The 18,145-nt window shown below is 66.0% G+C and carries 14 protein-coding genes; 8 read left to right on the plus strand and 6 right to left on the minus strand.

Annotated elements, in window-relative coordinates; all coding sequences use genetic code 11:
• Window positions 1-2,522: response regulator transcription factor (locus IVB47_RS28395; RefSeq protein WP_247466240.1), on the minus strand; the 2,522-nt coding region annotated here is incomplete at its 3' end.
• A gap of 129 nt (window positions 2,523-2,651) precedes the next feature.
• Here IVB47_RS28395 and IVB47_RS28400 point away from each other — a divergent pair.
• Window positions 2,652-2,981 (plus strand): nuclear transport factor 2 family protein, encoded by a 330-nt coding sequence (locus IVB47_RS28400; protein ID WP_247399897.1) that lies wholly within the window; start codon window positions 2,652-2,654, stop codon window positions 2,979-2,981.
• A gap of 44 nt (window positions 2,982-3,025) precedes the next feature.
• Here IVB47_RS28400 and IVB47_RS28405 read toward each other — a convergent pair whose 3' ends face one another.
• From IVB47_RS28405 to IVB47_RS28425, 5 genes are read right to left on the minus strand one after another with little or no spacing between them, the layout of a single operon-like run.
• A complete protein-coding gene (locus tag IVB47_RS28405; RefSeq protein ID WP_027568567.1) occupies window positions 3,026-3,793 on the minus strand; it encodes a sulfite exporter TauE/SafE family protein in 768 nt (255 codons plus the stop codon).
• Window positions 3,790-5,046, minus strand: coding sequence for a CCA tRNA nucleotidyltransferase (locus IVB47_RS28410; RefSeq protein WP_247466243.1), 1,257 nt, complete (start codon window positions 5,044-5,046; stop codon window positions 3,790-3,792). The genes IVB47_RS28405 and IVB47_RS28410 overlap by 4 nt, the downstream gene beginning before the upstream one ends.
• 9 nt (window positions 5,047-5,055) lie before the next feature.
• Window positions 5,056-5,319, minus strand: coding sequence for a DUF6111 family protein (locus IVB47_RS28415; RefSeq protein ID WP_018454951.1), 264 nt, complete (start codon window positions 5,317-5,319; stop codon window positions 5,056-5,058).
• A complete protein-coding gene (locus IVB47_RS28420; protein ID WP_247466246.1) occupies window positions 5,316-5,987 on the minus strand; it encodes a CoA pyrophosphatase in 672 nt (223 codons plus the stop codon). Before IVB47_RS28420 ends, IVB47_RS28415 begins: the two co-directional genes overlap by 4 nt.
• Entirely contained in the window at window positions 5,984-6,595 is a 612-nt protein-coding gene (locus IVB47_RS28425; protein WP_063993497.1) for a DUF1285 domain-containing protein, read from the minus strand. The genes IVB47_RS28420 and IVB47_RS28425 overlap by 4 nt, the downstream gene beginning before the upstream one ends.
• A gap of 281 nt (window positions 6,596-6,876) precedes the next feature.
• Between IVB47_RS28425 and IVB47_RS28430 the strand changes: the two genes are divergently transcribed.
• From IVB47_RS28430 to IVB47_RS28460, 7 genes are all read left to right on the plus strand, one after another.
• Window positions 6,877-7,875 (plus strand): MoxR family ATPase, encoded by a 999-nt coding sequence (locus IVB47_RS28430; protein ID WP_027516392.1) that lies wholly within the window; start codon window positions 6,877-6,879, stop codon window positions 7,873-7,875.
• Window positions 7,875-8,819 carry a DUF58 domain-containing protein gene (locus IVB47_RS28435; protein ID WP_027568563.1) on the plus strand — a complete coding sequence of 315 codons (945 nt, stop codon included), beginning with the start codon at window positions 7,875-7,877 and terminating at the stop codon, window positions 8,817-8,819. The genes IVB47_RS28430 and IVB47_RS28435 overlap by 1 nt, the downstream gene beginning before the upstream one ends.
• Entirely contained in the window at window positions 8,816-11,629 is a 2,814-nt protein-coding gene (locus IVB47_RS28440; protein WP_247466249.1) for a DUF4159 domain-containing protein, read from the plus strand. The genes IVB47_RS28435 and IVB47_RS28440 overlap by 4 nt, the downstream gene beginning before the upstream one ends.
• Before the next feature lie 7 nt (window positions 11,630-11,636).
• A complete protein-coding gene (locus tag IVB47_RS28445; protein WP_247399904.1) occupies window positions 11,637-13,700 on the plus strand; it encodes a hypothetical protein in 2,064 nt (687 codons plus the stop codon).
• Window positions 13,701-13,981: 281 nt separating this feature from the next.
• Entirely contained in the window at window positions 13,982-14,995 is a 1,014-nt protein-coding gene (locus IVB47_RS28450; RefSeq protein ID WP_247466252.1) for an alpha/beta hydrolase, read from the plus strand.
• Window positions 14,996-15,222: 227 nt separating this feature from the next.
• A complete protein-coding gene (locus IVB47_RS28455; RefSeq protein WP_247466254.1) occupies window positions 15,223-15,627 on the plus strand; it encodes a DUF2946 domain-containing protein in 405 nt (134 codons plus the stop codon).
• Between the two features lie 149 nt (window positions 15,628-15,776).
• Entirely contained in the window at window positions 15,777-18,137 is a 2,361-nt protein-coding gene (locus IVB47_RS28460; protein WP_247466257.1) for a TonB-dependent receptor, read from the plus strand.
• The last annotated feature ends 8 nt before the right edge of the window (window positions 18,138-18,145 follow it).

Raw genomic sequence — 18,145 nt, forward strand, 5'->3', positions numbered from 1 at the left:
TCGTCGGCTGCCGCTTTTGCAGACCCCGGCTCCGAAGCGTGCTTTGAGTTGCCGTGACCCGCGTTGGCGTCCGTTGCGACGTCCGGATCGGTCTTAGCTGCGTCCGGTGCTTTTGCAGCGTTTGAGTGCCCGGCTTTGCCGTGTTCCGCGCCGTCTGGTTCTGCCTTCTTCGCTGACCCTCCCGGAGCCTCGGGGCCCTTATCGTGATGCTCGGCGCCATTGCCGACGCCATGGCCCGGTTTGGAGCCAGCTTCAGTCGATGGGTCTGAAGCGTGCTGAGAGTTGCCGTGCCCCGCGTTGTCGGCGGTTACGATATTGGGTTGGCCGATCTCGTTCGGTGCAGTCGACGAAACGCCGTTGCCCGTATTGGCCGGACCACTGTTCGATGCGACATTTGCGGCTACCGGGGCCGTCGCGCTATGCGCAAGCTCGATGGATGATCCGTGAGCCGACGCGGCAGACGCACCATCGCTCTCTTCCGTTGCATCCGCCGATGCGCCGGTGGAGCTTCCGAACCTCGTCGACGTTCCCAAGCGAGCCTGCCCAAACTGGAACCCCGAGCCGCCGTTGGCCAGAATCGCCCAGGCTCCAGACGTCCCGAGCGAGCTCTCGCTCCCCTCGATAGTGGTTTGGACATGATCCTTGCTCGAAACAGTCGCATCGGTTTCGGTCGCCGATATCAGCACTGCTTCGAGCTGCTCCAAGGTGGTCGCAACAGCCGCACCATCTGGCTCGGAGCCGACATCCGCCTCCGCAACGGCCACAATCCCCTCGAGATGGATTTCCAGCAGGCCGCGATCGCCGACATCAAGGACACGATCGGTCGCATTCACATAGACGATCGTTTCATTGCTTGCGGAGTCGTAGACCCAGGCGAGTGTATGTGGCGGTATAGACGTGGTTGCCGCCGTCATATGCAGCCAGGCAAGCGCTCCGAAAGCCGCAAGATTGATCCTGCCCGGCCCCGACGCGAAATCGAACACAGTGTCGGGTGAGGTCGAGTTGAAATGGTCAGACTCGGAGTCGATCGGGGAGCGATAAACAATTTTTTCAACGTTGCCGCCTACGCCGCTACCGGCATCGTGACCAGGGTCCGCGCCAACAGGTGTATGGAGATTGTCACCCGCATCGCCTGGGCCTTTTTGAACCAGAGCGCCTTCTTGAGCGGCATTGTCGTGTCCAGTGGTCACAACGGCGGAAGACAGGCGGACATCCTGCGAAAGAAAACTTGGGGCTGAATGGTCGTCAGGATTGGCGGCAGCATGGGTGATCGCGGCCAGCTTTGTGGTCGCACTCTCTTCGGTGGCGGCCAGGATGCTGTCGATCGAGGCGTCACGGAGGTCATGCGCGTGCGCGGCGAGATGAGGGTCCTGCAGTGCGTAGATCAACGCACCGGTGAGAATAGCAAAGTTGCCATACCCTCCGTGTATCGACATCGCATTGGAAAGAAGCCGCGGGAATTGATGTTCCGGGGCCGGGTCGTCACCGGTCTGTATGTCGATCGCTTCTCGCAGTAAGCGCGGAAGATCGGGCGCGCCCGATCCTGCTGGACCGGGGTGTGTCCACGCTTTCGAGCCTCCAGATTGCTCGGCCGTGCGCAGCGCTTCCATTGCGGCCGCCGGGTTCGTGATGTGGGCGGCCTTGGCGAACAGATCTCTCTGGGCTTGCGTGGGCGTCTCGCCGGATTCCCAGACGACGAGGTGCCGGAGAATCCCTTTTTTCCAGGGCTCATAGGCGGCGTGCTCTTCCGCATGGCCGTTGCCGTTCTGATCCGGAAAGATGTCGTTCGCTTCCGACGCCTTGAGTTCGTCCGCAATTGCGAACGCCAGAAATGCCAGCGAGAGCGCGGCCAGGCCTGAGGGGCGTTGCAGCAATGCGATGGTCGCGAGCACAGTTCTGTTGGTGATCTCAAGCTTCTGGAAAATATTGTACAGGTGGACTTTGACCGTCCCGTCGGACACGTTGAGCTGGCGCGCGATCTCCTTGTTCGACAGTCCTTCCGCCACGAGTCGTGCAATTTGACGTTCCCGTTGCGTCAACAGCTCCAGCATCTTTTCGACTTTGCCGTCGCCCTCCGCTTCCTTGCCGGCTGCCGAGAGATCGGACTTCTCCAGTGCCACGCCGCTCTTCGTCATCAGACGCAGTGATCGCAGCATCGTGGCGGGAGAGGCATATTTCGAAATTGCGCTGCAGGCGCCGGCTGCGATGGCGGAAGCCAGATCGTGGTCGGTGCCGGACTCGGTGAAGAACACCAGGCGGGTGGAGAGCTTCTCAGCCTTCACGATCGCGAGGATCTCGGCGACCGTCAGATCCGGCACCTTGTCGGCAAGAAGCGCGACGTCAGGCGTCAGCTTCCGGATTGCTTGGAGGCAGCTTGTCCGATCGCTGGACGCTGCGACAACGTCGAAATCCGGCTGCGTCCCGAGGACTGACCTCAGTCCCTGCAAAACGATCGGCTGTGGATCGACGAGCAAAAGCCGGATGGGCTTGAGTATCCCCTGCCTGGCGGACGCGTCCAACATCGATCTTGCCCTCGGCCCGGTCCTCTATGTCCTTCGGCATATGGCCGTGGCCGGGTGGGATATTAAAATCATAGGAGGCTTGGTGGTTCCCCGGCCTGAACCAGATTTGGACGCATGTGAGTGAAAAATATGTCCTTTGATCCCATGGCCGTTGCGGTCGACTGGCTTGATGCGTATCGCGCGGGCGACATCGAAGCGATTTTGGAACTCTATGCCGAGGACGCCGTGGTCCACTGCGGCTGCGCCGGTGGCCAAACCATCACCGGCCGCGAGGCACTTCGTGCCTATTGGGTCGATCGCCTCCGAAAATATCCGGCGGGCACGTTGGACGACCTCAATCCCTGGCGCAACGACGGCACCATCATCTCGTACATCACCAGTGCCGGCGTGATGAGTGCACTCCTGGCGTTTGATGCCGCCGGCAGGATCAAGGAACTGGACTGTAGTCCCTCACACTAGACCTGCGGCCTGATCCAACCCCCGCAGCGGGACACCTGTCGGCGTTAGATCAGCTGCCTCGCCGCAGCAGAGATCATCACCAACCCGCCCGTGATCACCGCGACGTCGAGGATCGCGGTGTGGATGTGTACCGGCATCCGCTCGACGAAGGCTTTGGCCAGGAACGCGCCGGGAATCGCGATGGCACCGATCAGGAGTGCAAAGGCGAGCACCTGCGCAGTGACAGCGCCGGCGAGGCCGAACACCGAGATCTTGATGAGGCCGGTGCCGAGCGAGATCATTGCATCGGTCGCGATGACGGCGGCGCCCTCAAGGCCCGCGGCCATCAGCAGCGATAGCAGGATCACGCCGGAGCCAGAGGTGCCGCCGACCAGCACGCCATAGCCGACCGAGCCTGCCGCGAGACCGGTGTCGCCGATCTTGACCTGACGGCGGCGGAGCACACGGCGCAGCGGCACGCTCAGGATCAGCATGGAGCCGATCACGAGCGCCGCCCCCGCATTGGTGAGGCGCGTATAGCCGTAGGCGCCGAGCGCGGTCGTCAGTGCCGCACAGGCCAGCACGATCAGCGCGCGGCGGCGATCGGCATAGCGGAGATAGGCGACCGCGCGGCTGGAATTGGTGAAGATCGCGGAGATCGCGATGATCGGCACCACGGGCTCGGCGCCAACGAGAGGGACCAGCACCAGCGGCATCAAGGCGCCGGTGCCGTAGCCGGCGAGACCACCGATGATCGAAGCAAACAACGCCATCAACGCGACCAGCAGCAGCTGAAAGATCGAGATGTCGGCGAAGCCTGAGACGATGGTCACGTTCTCTCGTCGCGGCTGATTCGTGCCGCAGCTTGATCGGCGATGGAAGCGAGTGCGGCTTCCTCTAGGGGAAAATCCGCCGCAAGCCAAGCGTCCTCGGCGAGCGTCAAGACATGTCCGAGCGCGGGTCCTTCCGCCATGCCGCGCGCGATGAAGTCGGCGGCGCGGAGCGGAAATTTCGGCGCAATCCAGCGCTGCGGCAGCTCGGCGAGCGCACGCCATCGCGATGAGCCGACGTCACCGCCGGCTCGCGCCCAGCCTAGCAACACGCGATCGTGATAGCGCTCCGCGCCGAGCCGGTAGAGCAGCCGCCGCGCATCGGCTTCGCCCTTGGTGGCCAAACGCCACCAGCGGTGCCCCATCGAATCCAGCGCCTTGGTTTCCGCATTGGAGAGCCTCAACCGCGTGGCGACGCGCTTGGCGTCTTCGGTCACAGCGACCGTCAGCGCGGCGAGCCGCCGCGTGCTGCTCGCGGCGAGGCCAAGCTCGCGCTCGATCGCGATCATCGCCGAGAGCGGCCCGGTATAAACGACGCCGCCGGTCAGCGCCTGCAGCAATCCGCCATCGGCCATGGCGAGCGCGGCGGCAGAGGCGCCGCCAGCCGCCAGCAGCTTCAGCATCTCCATGCGCAGCCGCTCGGCCGACAGGCTCGCAAGGCCGGCGCGTCCCCGGATGCAGGCGAGATAGCCGTCGCGGTCGGGATCGCCGGCACCAAAGGCGGCGTGGATGCGGAAGAAGCGCAGGATGCGCAGGAAATCCTCGGCGATGCGCTGGTCGGGATCACCGATGAAGCGCACGCGCCGCGCCGCCGCATCCGCGATGCCTCCGACGTAATCGTGGACGACGCCGTCAGCATCGACCGAGAGCCCGTTCATCGTGAAGTCGCGACGCTCGGCGTCCTTCACCCAGTCGCGGCCGAACGCGACCTTGGCCTTGCGGCCGAAGGTCTCGGTATCCTCGCGCAGCGTCGTGACTTCGTACGGCTGGCTGTCGATGACGAGGGTGACGGTGCCGTGGTCGATGCCGGTCGGCACGGCCTTGATGCCGGCGCTCTTGGCGCGCCGTATCACCTCGTGCGGGAGCGCCGTGGTCGCGATGTCGATGTCACCGGGGACAAGGCCGAGCAGCGCGTTGCGCACGGCGCCGCCGACGACCCGCGCCTTCTCGCCATCCGCGTTGAGCAATTGCAGGACGCGCGCGGTCCCGCCCGACATCAGCCAGGGCGCATCGGCGAGCATGGGCACCGCGCTCATCGGCCGGTCCTATCTTTCCACGCCCGGCACGAGCTTGCCGTTCTCGACATGGGCGGGGACATAGGTCGAATCCGGCGCGGCGCCGGAGAAATGCGCAAAGCCGATCAGCCCCGCGATCACCAGCACGAGCGCCGCCAGCATGAGGCGCGCGACGATGGTGATCGGCCAAGACGATTGCACGAACAGGCCGGAACGCGTGGCGGCCAGGAACAGCGCATAGACGGCAAAGGGAACGAGGAAGATTCCGATCTCGGTCAGGATCGGGCGGATCATGAGGAATAGATCCGCTCGTAGAGTACGCGCAGCATGCCGGCCGTCGCGCCCCAGATGTAGCGTTCGGCAAACGGCATCGCGTAGTAGGACCGCTCCATGCCGCGGAATTCCTTGCTGTGCACCTGGTGGTTGGCCGGGTTCATCAGGAAGGATAGCGGCACTTCGAATGCGTCATCAACCTCGGAATGGTTGATCGTCAGCTCAAAACCCGGGCGCACCCTGGCAACCGTGGGCAGGATGCGGAAGCCGAAGCCGGTGCCATAGAGATCGAGATAGCCGATCGGCTCGACGAAGTCTCTGGACAGCCCGACCTCCTCCTCGGCCTCGCGCAGCGCCGCATCGAGCGGCGAGGAGTCCGTCGCGTCGATCTTGCCGCCGGGAAAGGCGATCTGGCCGGCATGGTCGTTCAGATGCGCCGAGCGCTGCGTCAGGAGGATGGTCGGCTCGGGATGATCGACCACTGCGATCAGGACCGCCGCCGGCCGCACCGGCTGCTCGCGCGCGATGATCTCGAGCATCTTGTCGGTACCGGGATCGCCCGAGGCCGGAATGATGTTGGGATCGTAGAGACCGGGCGGAACGTCGAAGCCGAGCCGCGCGGCAGAGCGGGCGAAGAAATCGGCCGCACCGATCACGGCGGGATCGTTCCTGGAGATAGGCTTGTTCAAAGCGCGGCCCTCACCTGCTCCGCATCGGCCATGGCAAAGAATTCGCCGGCCGATTCGACACCGAACATCGGCTGGCCATCGACCATCCGCTCCTCACCCATGTCAACCAGATCGTAATAGAGCGCGCGGGTGACCTTGGCCCAGAGCTCGGCGCGGACGTGCAGATAGGGCGTCAGCCCGCCGTCCTTGGCCTGTTCGAAGCGCAGCCGGTGCGCCGCATCGCAGGTGACCCAGTCGTCGACATTGGTGCGGAAGCGGAGCACGCGGTGGTTGTCCTCGCCGTCCTTCTGCATCTCGACCGCCATGAACGGCGCGTCATCGACGCGAATGCCGACCTTCTCCACCGGCGTGACGAGGAAATGCTTGTCGCCTTCACGCTTGAGGATGGTCGAGAACAGGCGAACCAAAGCATGACGGCCGATTGGCGTCCCCAAATAGAACCAAGTACCATCGGATGCGATTCGCATGTCGAGATCGCCGCAAAACGGCGGATTCCACAAATGCACCGGAGGCAGGCCCTTTTTGGCGCCTTCGGCATCGGCAGCAGTTTTGGCAGCGGCAGTCAGCCCCTCAAGACCGCGATCGGCGCTCTGCCCTTGGTTCGCCATGGTTTGCCCTGACTTTGTCATTTGGCACGATCGGTCATTTGGCACGATTGGTGCAGGTTTACGTTGTATCCGGGTGCTCGGTTCCACCCCGCATTCGTCCGGTGTGGAGGTCGCCACTTCGTGATGCCCTACATATCCCTAAGCCGATAAGGTGGGGATAGGTTAATTCAACGAATACATGGCCTTCCTGCAAGTCTAGCATAGGGCCCACGTCTTGAGTTGAGGACGTGATGACATGACGACGCAAGCGAGCCGCATGGCAGGCTGAAGGAGCTAAACGGATGGCTGAGAGTGTCGAGAAGCTCGAAGACGGAGTAGTCCGTTCAGCCGAGCAGGTGTCGAGCCAGATTCGTGCGGCAAAGGATGCGATCGCGTCCGTCATCTTCGGTCAGGATCGCGTGATCGAGAACACGCTGGTCACCATCCTCTCCGGCGGCCATGCGTTGTTGATCGGCGTCCCCGGTCTCGCCAAGACCAAGCTGGTCGAGACGCTCGGCATCACGCTCGGCCTCGATGCCAAGCGCATCCAGTTCACGCCCGACCTGATGCCGTCGGACATTCTCGGCGCCGAAGTGCTCGACGAGAGCACCTCCGGCAAGCGTGCCTTCCGCTTCATCTCCGGCCCAGTGTTCGCGCAACTGCTGATGGCCGACGAGATCAACCGCGCCAGCCCGCGCACGCAGTCGGCGCTGCTGCAGGCGATGCAGGAGCAGCACATCACCGTTGCCGGCGCGCGTCACGACCTGCCGAAGCCGTTCCACGTGCTCGCCACGCAAAACCCGCTGGAGCAGGAGGGCACCTATCCGCTTCCTGAAGCCCAGCTCGACCGTTTCCTGATGGAGATCGACGTCGACTATCCCGATCGTGACGCCGAGCGCCGCATCCTGTTCGAGACCACCGGCGCCGACGAGACGCTGGCGAAGGGCGCGATGACCCCTGATGCACTCATCACCGCGCAGCGACTGATCCGGCGGCTGCCGGTCGGCGATTCCGTGGTCGAGGCGATCCTGTCGCTGGTGCGCTCGGCCCGTCCGGGTCCGGATGGCGGCGACACCAGCAAGTTCATCGCCTGGGGACCGGGCCCGCGCGCCAGCCAATCGTTGATGCTCGCGGTGCGCGCACGCGCGCTGATCGACGGCCGCCTCGCGCCCTCGATCGACGACGTGCTCGACCTCGCCGAGCCCGTGCTGAAGCACCGCATGGCGCTGACATTCCAGGCGCGCGCCGAAGGCCGCACGATTCCGGACGTGATCCGGCAATTGAAGACACGGATCGGTTGATGGCGGCGGAGAACGGGCACGCAGCGAAGGAGGTCATCGCGATCCGACGTGCCGATGGCGAAAGCCGTACGCTCGCCGCTTCGCTGCCGCGCCTGGTGCTCGAGGCCCGCCGCATCGCCGCCAACGTCATCCACGGCCTGCACGGCCGTCGCCGCGCCGGCTCCGGCGAAAATTTCTGGCAATACCGCCGCTTCGTCTCCGGCGAGCCGTCGCAGAATGTCGACTGGCGGCGCTCGGCGCGCGACGATCTGCTCTATGTCCGCGAGCTCGAATGGGAAGCCTCGCACACGGTCTGGATCTGGCCCGACCGCTCGCCTTCGATGGCGTTCGCTTCAAAGCACGCGCGTGAATCCAAGCTCGAGCGGACGCTGATCGTCGCCTTCGCGCTGGCCGAGCTGCTGGTCTCCGGCGGCGAACGCGTCGGCATTCCCGGGCTGATGGCACCGACCGCGAGCCGCAGCGTCATCGACAAGATGGCGCAGGCGATGCTGCACGACGATGCCGACCGCTTGAGCCTGCCGCCGTCCTTCGTGCCCGCGGCGCTGGCCGAGACGATCGTGCTGTCGGATTTCTGGTCGCCGATCTCCGAGATCAGGACCACGCTCGCCGGCCTGTCCGGCTCCGGTGCGCATGGCACGCTGGTCCAGGTCGTCGATCCCGCCGAGGAATCATTCCCGTATTCCGGCCGCGTCGAGTTCGTCGAGCCGGAAGGGTTCGGCGTGATCACCGCCGGCCGCGCCGAGAGCTGGGCGCAGGATTACACCGCGCGGCTCGCGCTGCACCGCGACCAGATCCGCGCCGAGACCAACAAGCTGGACTGGCTGTTCACGACGCACGCCACCGACCGCTCGGCCGCTGAGCTCTTGCTGTTCCTGCATGCCGGCATGCAGGTGAGCAAGTCGGGCGCCCGCACCACGACCATCAAGGCGGGGCCGGCAGCATGATGGGACTGCCGCTCGCCTTCACCGAACCGCTGCTCCTGATCGGCCTCGTCAGCCTGCCGGTGCTGTGGTGGCTATTGCGCGTGATGCCGCCGCGGCCGCGCCGCATCGAGTTTCCGCCGACGCGCCTGCTGTTCGACATCGCACCGCGCGAAGAGACCCCATCGCGGACGCCGTGGTGGCTGACAGCATTGCGGCTGCTGGCTGCGGCGCTGGTTATTTTCGCCGCCGCCGGCCCGATCTGGAATCCGCAAACAGGCGCGGCCGCCAGCAAGGCGCCGCTGATGATCATGTTCGACGACGGCTGGAGCGCGGCATCGAACTGGGACATCCGGATCAGGGCCGCCGACGAGTTGATCGCGAGTGCCGAGAACGACCGCCGTGCGATTGCGCTGGTGCCGCTGTCCGAGCCGAACCGCGATATCACATTGATGCCGGCGGGCGCCGCGCGCGTCGCGCTGCGGCAGCTCACGCCGAAGCCGTATTCGATCGAGCGCGTCGAGACCCTGACCGCAATCGATCGCTTCCTGAAGGCGACCGGCGACTGCGAGATCGCCTGGCTCTCCGACAGCGTCGACACCGGTCGCGGCGAGGAGTTCGTTGCTGGCCTCGGCAAGACCGTCGGCGACCGCAGCCTGACCGTGTTCGAAGGCGGCACCTCGTCACCGCTGGCCCTGGTCGCGGCCGAGAACGCCGCAGCGAGGATGACGGTGAAGGTGCTGCGCACCGACAGCGGCATCGCCATCGGCACCGTGCGCGCGCTGGACCAGAAGGCCTCGCCGATCGGCGAAGCGCGTTATTCGTTCGGCCCGCAGGACAAGGAAACCGAAGCTTCGTTCGATCTGCCGGTCGAGCTGCGCAACGACATCACGCGGCTGGAAATTGCCGGTGAGCGCTCCGCAGGCGCGGTGCAGCTGCTCGACAAGCGCTGGCGCCGCCGCGCCATCGGCATCGTCTCGGGCTCGACCAGCGAGACCGCGCAGCCGCTGCTGGCGCCGACCTTCTATCTCACCCGGGCGCTGGCGCCGTTCGCCGACGTGCGGCTTGCCGACAAGGGCTCACCGCAGCAGGGCATCACGCAGTTCCTCGACCAGAAGCTGCCGATGATCATCCTCGCCGATGTCGGCACCATCGCCCCCGAAATCCGCGAGCGTCTCAATGCCTGGATCGATCAGGGCGGCGTGCTGGTGCGGTTCGCCGGTCCGCGGCTGGCGCAGGCCGAGGACGATCTCGTTCCCGTCAAACTGCGCAAGGGCGGCCGGACGCTCGGCGGCAGCCTGACCTGGGAAAAACCGCAACATCTGGCCTCCTTTGCCGCTGACGGTCCGTTTGCCGGCGTCGTGGTCCCCAAGGACGTCACCATCAGCCGCCAGGTGCTGGCCGAGCCCGACGCCGTGCTCGCCACCAAGAGCTGGGCCTCGCTGGAAGACGGTACGCCGCTGGTGACGGGCGAGCATCGCGGCAAAGGCGTCGTCAGCCTGTTCCACGTCAGCGCCGACATGCGCTGGTCGGATCTGCCCATGTCGGGCACCTTCGTCGAAATCCTGCGGCGCGTCGTCGACATGTCCGGCTATACCGCCAAGCCGGGCGCAGGCGCTGCCACTGAAGGGACCGCCGAGACGGTGGCGCCGTTGCACATCCTCGACGGCTTCGGCGCTTTCGGTCCGCCGCCGGCCGCCGCAAAGCCGCTGCCCGCGGATTATCGCGACCGCGCCACACCCGATCATCCGCCGGGCTTCTATGGTCCGGCAGAAGGACCGCTCGCCGTGAACACGCTTGCCAGCGCCGACCGTATCGCAGCCCTGAACATCGCGAGCCTGCGCGCCCGACACGCCACCTACACCAATGCCGAGCCGCAGGACTTGCGCGGCTGGCTGCTGTCGACGGCGCTCGCGCTGTTCCTGATCGACGCCATCATCGTCGCGGTGCTCGGCGGCGGCCTTGCCGCGCTGCTGCGCCGCCGCGCCGCGCCCGCGATGATCGTCGTCGGACTGGTGCTCGCAGGCCTCGCCTCGTTCGCGCCGACGCCGTCGCACGCGGACAGCGCGTCCGACGAGTTCGCGATGAAGGCGGTGTCGCAGACCCGCCTCGCCTATGTCGTGACCGGCAATGCCGACGTGGATTCCATCGTCAGGGCAGGGCTGTCAGGACTGACGCTGTTCCTGGCGCAGCGCACCGCGCTCGAGGCCGGCGATCCCGTCGGCATCGATCCGGCGCGCGACGAACTCGCCTTCTTCCCGCTGATCTACTGGCCGATCGTGCCGGGCGCGCCCAAGCCGTCCCGGGACGCCATCAACAAGATCGACGCCTACATGAAGCAGGGCGGCACCGTGCTGTTCGACACCCGCGACGCGGTCGAAGCGCCGCCCGGCGCGAACGGCGCCGCGCAGACCCCCGCGATGCAGACGCTCCGCGAGATCCTGTCCTCGCTCGACGTGCCCGAGCTGGAGCCGGTGCCGCGCGAGCACGTGCTGACCAAGACCTTCTTTCTCCTGCGCGACTTCCCCGGCCGCTTCACAACCGGCCAGACCTGGGTCGAGACCTTGCCGCGCGAAGACGACGAGGACAGCGCGCAGCGGCCGGCGCGCGGCGGCGACGGCGTCTCGCCGATCATCATCACCTCGAACGACCTTGCCGGCGCCTGGGCCGTGCGGCCCGACGGCCAGGCCATGCTGCCGGTGACCGGCGGCGACCCCCGCCAGCGCGAATTCGCCTACCGCGCCGGCGCCAACATCGTGATGTACACGCTGACCGGCAACTACAAGGCCGACCAGGTGCACGCACCGGCCCTGATCGAACGGCTGGGGCAATAGGATCGATATGAATTACGGCATCGCATTCACGCCGCTGGTTCCCACGATCGTGCTGTGGCTCGCGCTGGCCGCGATCGTCGTCATCGCGCTGGTGCTGCTGCTGGCGCGTGCGCGCGGCGCCGCCGTGCGCGTGGCCGCGCTGGCGCTGTTCCTGCTGGCGCTCGCCAATCCCTCCTTCACCCGCGAGGACCGCGATCCCCTCACCTCTGTCGCCGCAATCGTCGTCGACAAGAGCCCGAGCCAGAATTTCGGCAATCGCAATCGCGAGGCCGCTCAGGCGCAGGAAGCGCTGGTCGACAGCCTGAAGAAGATCAAGGGGCTCGAGGTCCGCGTCGTCGATGCCGGACAGGCCGACGGCGAGACCGACGGCACCAAGCTGTTCGGGGCGCTGGCCTCGGCCTTGTCGGACGTGCCGGTCGACCGCGTCGCCGGTGCGTTCCTGATCACCGACGGCCGCGTCCATGACATTCCGGCCAACGCCGCCGGGCTCGGCTTCCAGGCGCCGGTGCACGCGCTGATCACCGGGCAGAAGGACGAGCGCGACCGCCGTATCGCGGTCATCGCCGCGCCGCGTTTCGGCATCGTCGGGCAGCCCCAGACCATCACCTACCGCCTCGACGACCAGGGCGTCAGCGGCGAGCGCGCCAAGGTCACGGTCCGCAGAGACGGCGAGGTCATCAACGAGCGCACGCTTTCGAGCGGCCAGGCGGCAAGCGTCGAGGTCGACATCAAGCATTCCGGGCCGAACATCGTCGAGATCGAGGCCTCGCCGCTCGAGCGGGAATTGACTCCGGTGAACAACCGCGCCGTCGTCGCCATCGACGGTGTGCGCGACAAGCTGCGCGTGCTGCTGGTCTCGGGCGAGCCGCATTCCGGCGAGCGCACCTGGCGCAACCTGCTCAAGTCCGATGCCAGCGTTGATCTCGTCCACTTCACCATTCTGCGGCCGCCGGAGAAGCAGGACGGCACGCCGATCAACGAATTGTCGCTGATCGCGTTTCCGACCCGCGAGCTGTTCCAGCAGAAGATCAACGAATTCCAGCTGATCATCTTCGACCGCTATGCCCGCCAGGGCGTGCTGCCGATCGCTTATTTCGACAACATCGCACGCTACGTGCGTTCCGGCGGCGCGGTGCTGGTCTCGGCCGGCCCCGACTACGCCTCCAACACCAGCATCTGGCGCACACCGCTGGATTCGGTGCTGCCGGCCGAACCGGTTGGGGTGACGGAAAAGCCGTTCTACGCGCATCTGTCCGACGTCGGCAAACGCCATCCCGTCACGCGTGGCCTCGAGGGCTCGGCCTCCGAGCCGCCGCGCTGGAGCCGGTTCTTCCGCACCGTCGAGACCCGCAATGCGGTCAACCCGCCCGTCATGACGGGCGTCGACGGCAAGCCGCTGCTGTTCCTGTCGCGTTTCGGCGAGGGCCGCGTCGCGCTGCTGCTCTCCGACCACATCTGGCTGTGGGCGCGCGGCTATGAAGGCGGCGGCCCGCATCTCGATCTGTTGCGGCGGATGTCGCACTGGCTGATGAAGCAGCCGGATCTGGACGAGGAAGCGTTGCGCCTGCAGGTGCAGGGCAAGAATCTCGTGGTGGTGCGCCAGACCATGGCGGACAGCGTTCAGCCGGTGAGCGTGACCTCGCCGTCCGGCGTGTCGCGTGACCTTACGCTTGCAGCCGGCGATCCCGGCGAATGGCGCGCCAGCCTGCCGGCGAGCGAGCTCGGCCTGTGGCAAGCCACCGACGGCACGCTGAAGGCGCTGATCAATGTCGGCCCGACCAATCCGAAGGAGTTTTCGGAAGTCACCTCCACCACCGAGACGTTGAAGCCGCTGACCCAGGCGACCGGCGGTGACGCCGTGCGCGTGGTCGACGGCGCCAGCGTCGAGCTGCCGCGCATCCTGCCGGTCCGGTCGGCGAGCGTCTTCCATGGTGACGGCTGGATGGGCGTGCGGATGCGCGACGCCAGCGTCGTGAAGGGCGTCGGCGTGCTGCCGATCTTTGCCGGCCTGATCGGGCTGTTGCTGCTGCTCGGCGCGTTTGCTGCGACGTGGGTCCGTGAAGGGCGGTAGGCGGCTTACGGGCCAGCATGGCCGAGCTTACCCGCCTCCCTTCGCTTCCGTTAGTTGGATAAACCCCATCGTCCCTTCTTCGCCGGAAGCTCCAGAGCGCCTTCGCCCCCGAACCCGGTCGAATGTAGCGCATTGTGAAATCTGGAGGCGGTTCTTCCTCGACCGTGGGCAGGCGTGTCCCTGTCCAGGCATCGCGCCCCGCGGACAAGAGCAGTTCTGAACGCAGCCTTCGCAGCACTCAAACAGTGCGAGCGTTCGATGAGAAGCGGAGTTACTCGACCATGACAGACCCACTTCACCAGCGCACGTTCAGCTCGCCTCGTCAGACAACGCGCTACATCGAGCGCGGGCCGGCCGACGGACAGTTGATGATCTTCGTCCATGGCTGGCCGAGCATCAGTTTGATGTGGCGCGCGCAGATGGACGCGTTTGCCGCCGACGGTTGGCACTGCGTCGCTCCCGATCTGCGCGGCTACGGCGGCTCTTCCACGCCCGCAGCCAACGACGCCTATACCATCGAGGAAATCGTGACGGACATGGCCGAACTCCATAATCACCTGGGCGGCAAGCCTGCGATCTGGGTTGGCCACGACTGGGGCTGTGTTGTGGTCGGTGAGTTGGTCGCGCATCAGCCAAAGCGCAGCCGCGGAGTCGTGCTGACCTCGCTGGCATATCAACCCGACGGGCACGCCCTGCGCACAGTCGTCCCGCTGGTCGACCGAACAATCTATCCGGCTGACCAATATCCGGACGGCCAATGGGATTACTACCGTTACTACACCACGCACTTCGAGGCGGCAGTCGCCGACCTCGATGCAGACTTGGCCGCATCGCTGGCGTCGATCTTTCGGCCAGGCGATCCCGCCGGCATCGGCAAGGTTTCGCCGAATGCGATGGTCACGCGCAATGGAGGGCGCTTTGGCGCCGCGCACCGCGCACCGGCGACTGAGCCCGATCCCGCTCTCTGGCCGCCCGCGGACTTCGACGTGCTGGTGCAGTCGTTCAAGGCTCATGGCTTCCGCCCGTCCTGCGCGTGGTACCTGAACGACGACGCCAACATCGCCTATGCGCGCAAAGCACCCAATGGCGGCCGCCTGTCGCAGCCGGTGCTGTTCGTTAACGGCGACTTTGATCAGATCTGCAGCATCATCGGAAATCGCCAAGGTGACCCGATGCGCGCGGCCTGCCCGGACCTGACCGTGACGAGCATGCCAGCAGGGCATTGGCTGCCGCTGGAGCGCAAGGCAGAACACATCGAGGCCATCCGCACCTGGCTCCAGCGCAAAAACCTCTGATGCCGCCTCCTCGCGCCGGCACTGAGTCAATCAATCGCGTCCCCGTAGCCATTCGTTAGGTCCTCAGCCTAGATCTTTCAGTTGCCCGCACGACACGGCGAGGAGCCGGCCCGCTCGGGTCGGCTCGACAGCGGTTGACATCCGCTGACTGATCGGGCGATGTTACATTATAACATCGCGGAACGCCGAGGGGATTGGCACCTGGCGATGTGGGGTGACGTTTCCAGATGAAGTGGTTCCGGTCGAATATCAGGCACGGCGCCCGGCTCGCGATCTTCGCGATGCTGGTGCAGTTCGCGCTGACGTTCGGCCACAGCCATTGGTTCGCCCAGGCGGCTCCCCTCACTCAGTCCTCGCTTCAGCAGACCGACAGCGCCCAGGGTCTTGCCTCGATCGACCGCGCGGCGGTCGAGAGGCAATCGCCGTTGGCTCCCGACCGGGAGCAGCCGGGCGAGGACAATTGCGCGATCTGCGCATTGGTCGCGATGGCCGGCACCGTCATGTTCGCGGCGCCGCCTGTGTTGTTGTTGCCGCAGGCGATCGACCTGCTCTACCGCACCACCGACGCCGAATTCGTCCACCTGAAATCGGCCGGCACGGCATTCCAGCCCCGCGCCCCTCCCGCGTCCTGACTTCCAACAACGCTTGATCACGCCTGGGCTCGCCGCAAATCGGCGCATGCCCGGGAGCAGTTGAAGTCGAATTCCGTCGCGCAGCGACGGCAGGCCGCCTCCGATCAGCAGACGAACATTGCGGACGGCGCCTGACGGGAATCAGGACCATGTCATTCAAATTGCGGCGCGCGCAGCGTTTTGGTGGAGCAAGCCTGCTCCTGCTCGGCGCCGCCACCTCGGCGCTGGCCGAGGATAAATCATCGACCGAGATCCCCGCCGTCACCGTGACGGCTCCGAGTCCCATCGTGCGCAGGGCGGTGGTGCCGACCCGCAACCCGGGCCGACCCACGCGAACCGCGCGGGCACGCAGCCACGAACGCGCGGCGAACGCCACGCCGGCAGCCGCGGCGCCGGCCGCACCTCAGCAGGGCGTGCTGCCCATCGTGACCAACCAGTTCGCGACCGTCACGGTGGTGCCGAACGAAGAGATCCGCCGCGAGGGCGGCGGCCAGCTCGGCGATCTCCTGTTCTCCAAGCCCGGCATCACCGGCTCGAGCTTCGCGCCCGGCGCCTCCAGCCGGCCGATCATCCGGGGGCTCGACGTCAACCGCGTCGGCATCGTCGAGAACGGCACCAATGCCGGCGGCGCCTCCGATCTCGGCGAGGACCACTTCGTCCCGATCGATCCGCTCGCGACCAACCAGGTCGAGGTGGTGCGCGGACCGGCCGCGCTACGCTACGGCTCGACCTCGATCGGCGGCGTCGTCAGCGCCACCAACAACCGGATTCCCGATGCGCTGCCGAACTGCGGTGCCCAGCCGTTCCAGAGTTTCGGCCTGCCGGCCAAGGCGCCGCTCGCGAGCGCCGCGACGTCGCCTTGCGTCACCGCCGAGACGCGCAGCGCGTTCAGCTCGGTCGACCGCGGCGTCGAAAGCGGCGTGCTGCTCGACACCGGCGGCGGCAATTTTGCCTTCCATGCCGACGTCTACGGCCGCAACACCACCGACTACAGCATCCCGAGCTACCCGTACCTCACCGACCAGACCCGGCCCGTCGCCAACGGACGCCAGCCCAACTCGGCGACGCGCTCGGACGGGGCCTCGATCGGCGGATCCTACTTCTTCCAGGGCGGCTATATCGGTGCCGCAATCACGCAGAACGACGCGCTCTACCACATCCCCGGGATCGACGGCGCCGACCACAACACGCGGATCGACGGCCATCAGACCAAGATCAACGTCAAGGGCGAGTACCATCCCGACGCTACCGCGATCGATGTCGTTCGCTTCTGGGCCGGCGCGACCGACTACCGACACAACGAGATCGGGCTTGCCGATCCCGCCGATCCCAATACCGACGGCGTGCGGCAGACCTTCACCAACAAGGAGCAGGAGATCCGCACCGAGGTCCAACTGATGCCCTTCAACGCGCGCTTCGCCGAGGTGACGACGGCGTTGGGCTTCCAGGTTGGCCATCAGGAATTGAGCGCACCGAGCCCGGACAATCCGGGCACGCTGTTCAACGGCCTCTGGGACCCCAACAACAGCACGCGCGTCGCCGGTTACGCCTTCAACGAGTTCAAGTTCACGGACGCGACGCGGGCGCAGATCGCCGGGCGCATCGAGCATGTCGAGCTGCACGGCACGACGCCGGATTTTCCCGCGGACTTCCTGCCCGACGGCACACCGCAGGCGGCGATTTCGCGCAATCCGGCGTTCACGCCGAAGAGCGGCAGCGTCGGCCTGTTGCAGGACCTGCCGGGCGGCCTGGTCGGCAGCATCACCGCGCAATATGTCGAGCGCGCGCCGAAGGCGGCGGAGCTGTTCTCGCGCGGTGCGCATGATGCGACCGCGACCTTCGACATCGGCAACCCCAACCTCGGCATCGAGACCGCGAAGTCCGTCGAGGTCGGCCTGCGCAGGGCGACGGGGCCGTTCCGGTTCGAGGCGACCGTCTACTACACGCACTTCAACAACTTCATCTATCGCCGTCTCACCGGCGTGATGTGCGACGAAGATTTTGCCTCGTGCGGCACGCCCGGCGCCGAGGTGAACCAGGCGGTCTATTCGCAGCGCGACGCGAACTTCCGCGGCGGCGAATTCCAGTCGCAGCTCGACGTCGGTGCATTCCAGGGCGGCATCTGGGGCCTCGAGAACCAGTTCGATGTGGTCCGCGCCACCTTCACCGACGGCACCAACGTGCCGCGCATTCCGCCGCTGAGACTGGGCGGCGGCGTGTTCTGGCGCGACGACAATTGGCTGATGCGCGTCAATCTGTTGCACGCCTTCGCTCAGAACAACGTCGCCGTGATCGCGGAGACGCCGACATCGGGTTACAACCTCTTGAAGGCCGAGGTCAGCTACAAGACCAAGCTCCACCCGAATGCATTCGGCGCGCGCGAGATGCTGCTCGGCCTCGTCGGCAACAATCTGTTGAACGAAAACATCCGCAACTCGGTGTCCTACACCAAGGACGAGGTGTTGATGCCCGGCATCGGGGTGCGGGCGTTCGCGAACTTCAAGTTCTGAAAGCGCGA

The sequence above is a fragment of the Bradyrhizobium sp. 62 genome, from assembly GCF_023073035.1.
In the GTDB taxonomy this organism is placed as follows: domain Bacteria; phylum Pseudomonadota; class Alphaproteobacteria; order Rhizobiales; family Xanthobacteraceae; genus Bradyrhizobium.

Excerpts from the sequence above, each read along its gene's own strand:
- IVB47_RS28400 (WP_247399897.1), top strand. The coding sequence starts at position 2,652 with ATGTCCTTTGATCCCATGGCCGTTGCGGTCGACTGGCTTGATGCGTAT.
- IVB47_RS28410 (WP_247466243.1), bottom strand. The coding sequence starts at position 5,046 with ATGAGCGCGGTGCCCATGCTCGCCGATGCGCCCTGGCTGATGTCGGGC.
- IVB47_RS28415 (WP_018454951.1), bottom strand. The coding sequence starts at position 5,319 with ATGATCCGCCCGATCCTGACCGAGATCGGAATCTTCCTCGTTCCCTTT.
- IVB47_RS28425 (WP_063993497.1), bottom strand. The coding sequence starts at position 6,595 with ATGGCGAACCAAGGGCAGAGCGCCGATCGCGGTCTTGAGGGGCTGACT.
- IVB47_RS28430 (WP_027516392.1), top strand. The coding sequence starts at position 6,877 with ATGGCTGAGAGTGTCGAGAAGCTCGAAGACGGAGTAGTCCGTTCAGCC.
- IVB47_RS28435 (WP_027568563.1), top strand. The coding sequence starts at position 7,875 with ATGGCGGCGGAGAACGGGCACGCAGCGAAGGAGGTCATCGCGATCCGA.
- IVB47_RS28440 (WP_247466249.1), top strand. The coding sequence starts at position 8,816 with ATGATGGGACTGCCGCTCGCCTTCACCGAACCGCTGCTCCTGATCGGC.
- IVB47_RS28445 (WP_247399904.1), top strand. The coding sequence starts at position 11,637 with ATGAATTACGGCATCGCATTCACGCCGCTGGTTCCCACGATCGTGCTG.
- IVB47_RS28450 (WP_247466252.1), top strand. The coding sequence starts at position 13,982 with ATGACAGACCCACTTCACCAGCGCACGTTCAGCTCGCCTCGTCAGACA.
- IVB47_RS28455 (WP_247466254.1), top strand. The coding sequence starts at position 15,223 with ATGAAGTGGTTCCGGTCGAATATCAGGCACGGCGCCCGGCTCGCGATC.
- IVB47_RS28460 (WP_247466257.1), top strand. The coding sequence starts at position 15,777 with ATGTCATTCAAATTGCGGCGCGCGCAGCGTTTTGGTGGAGCAAGCCTG.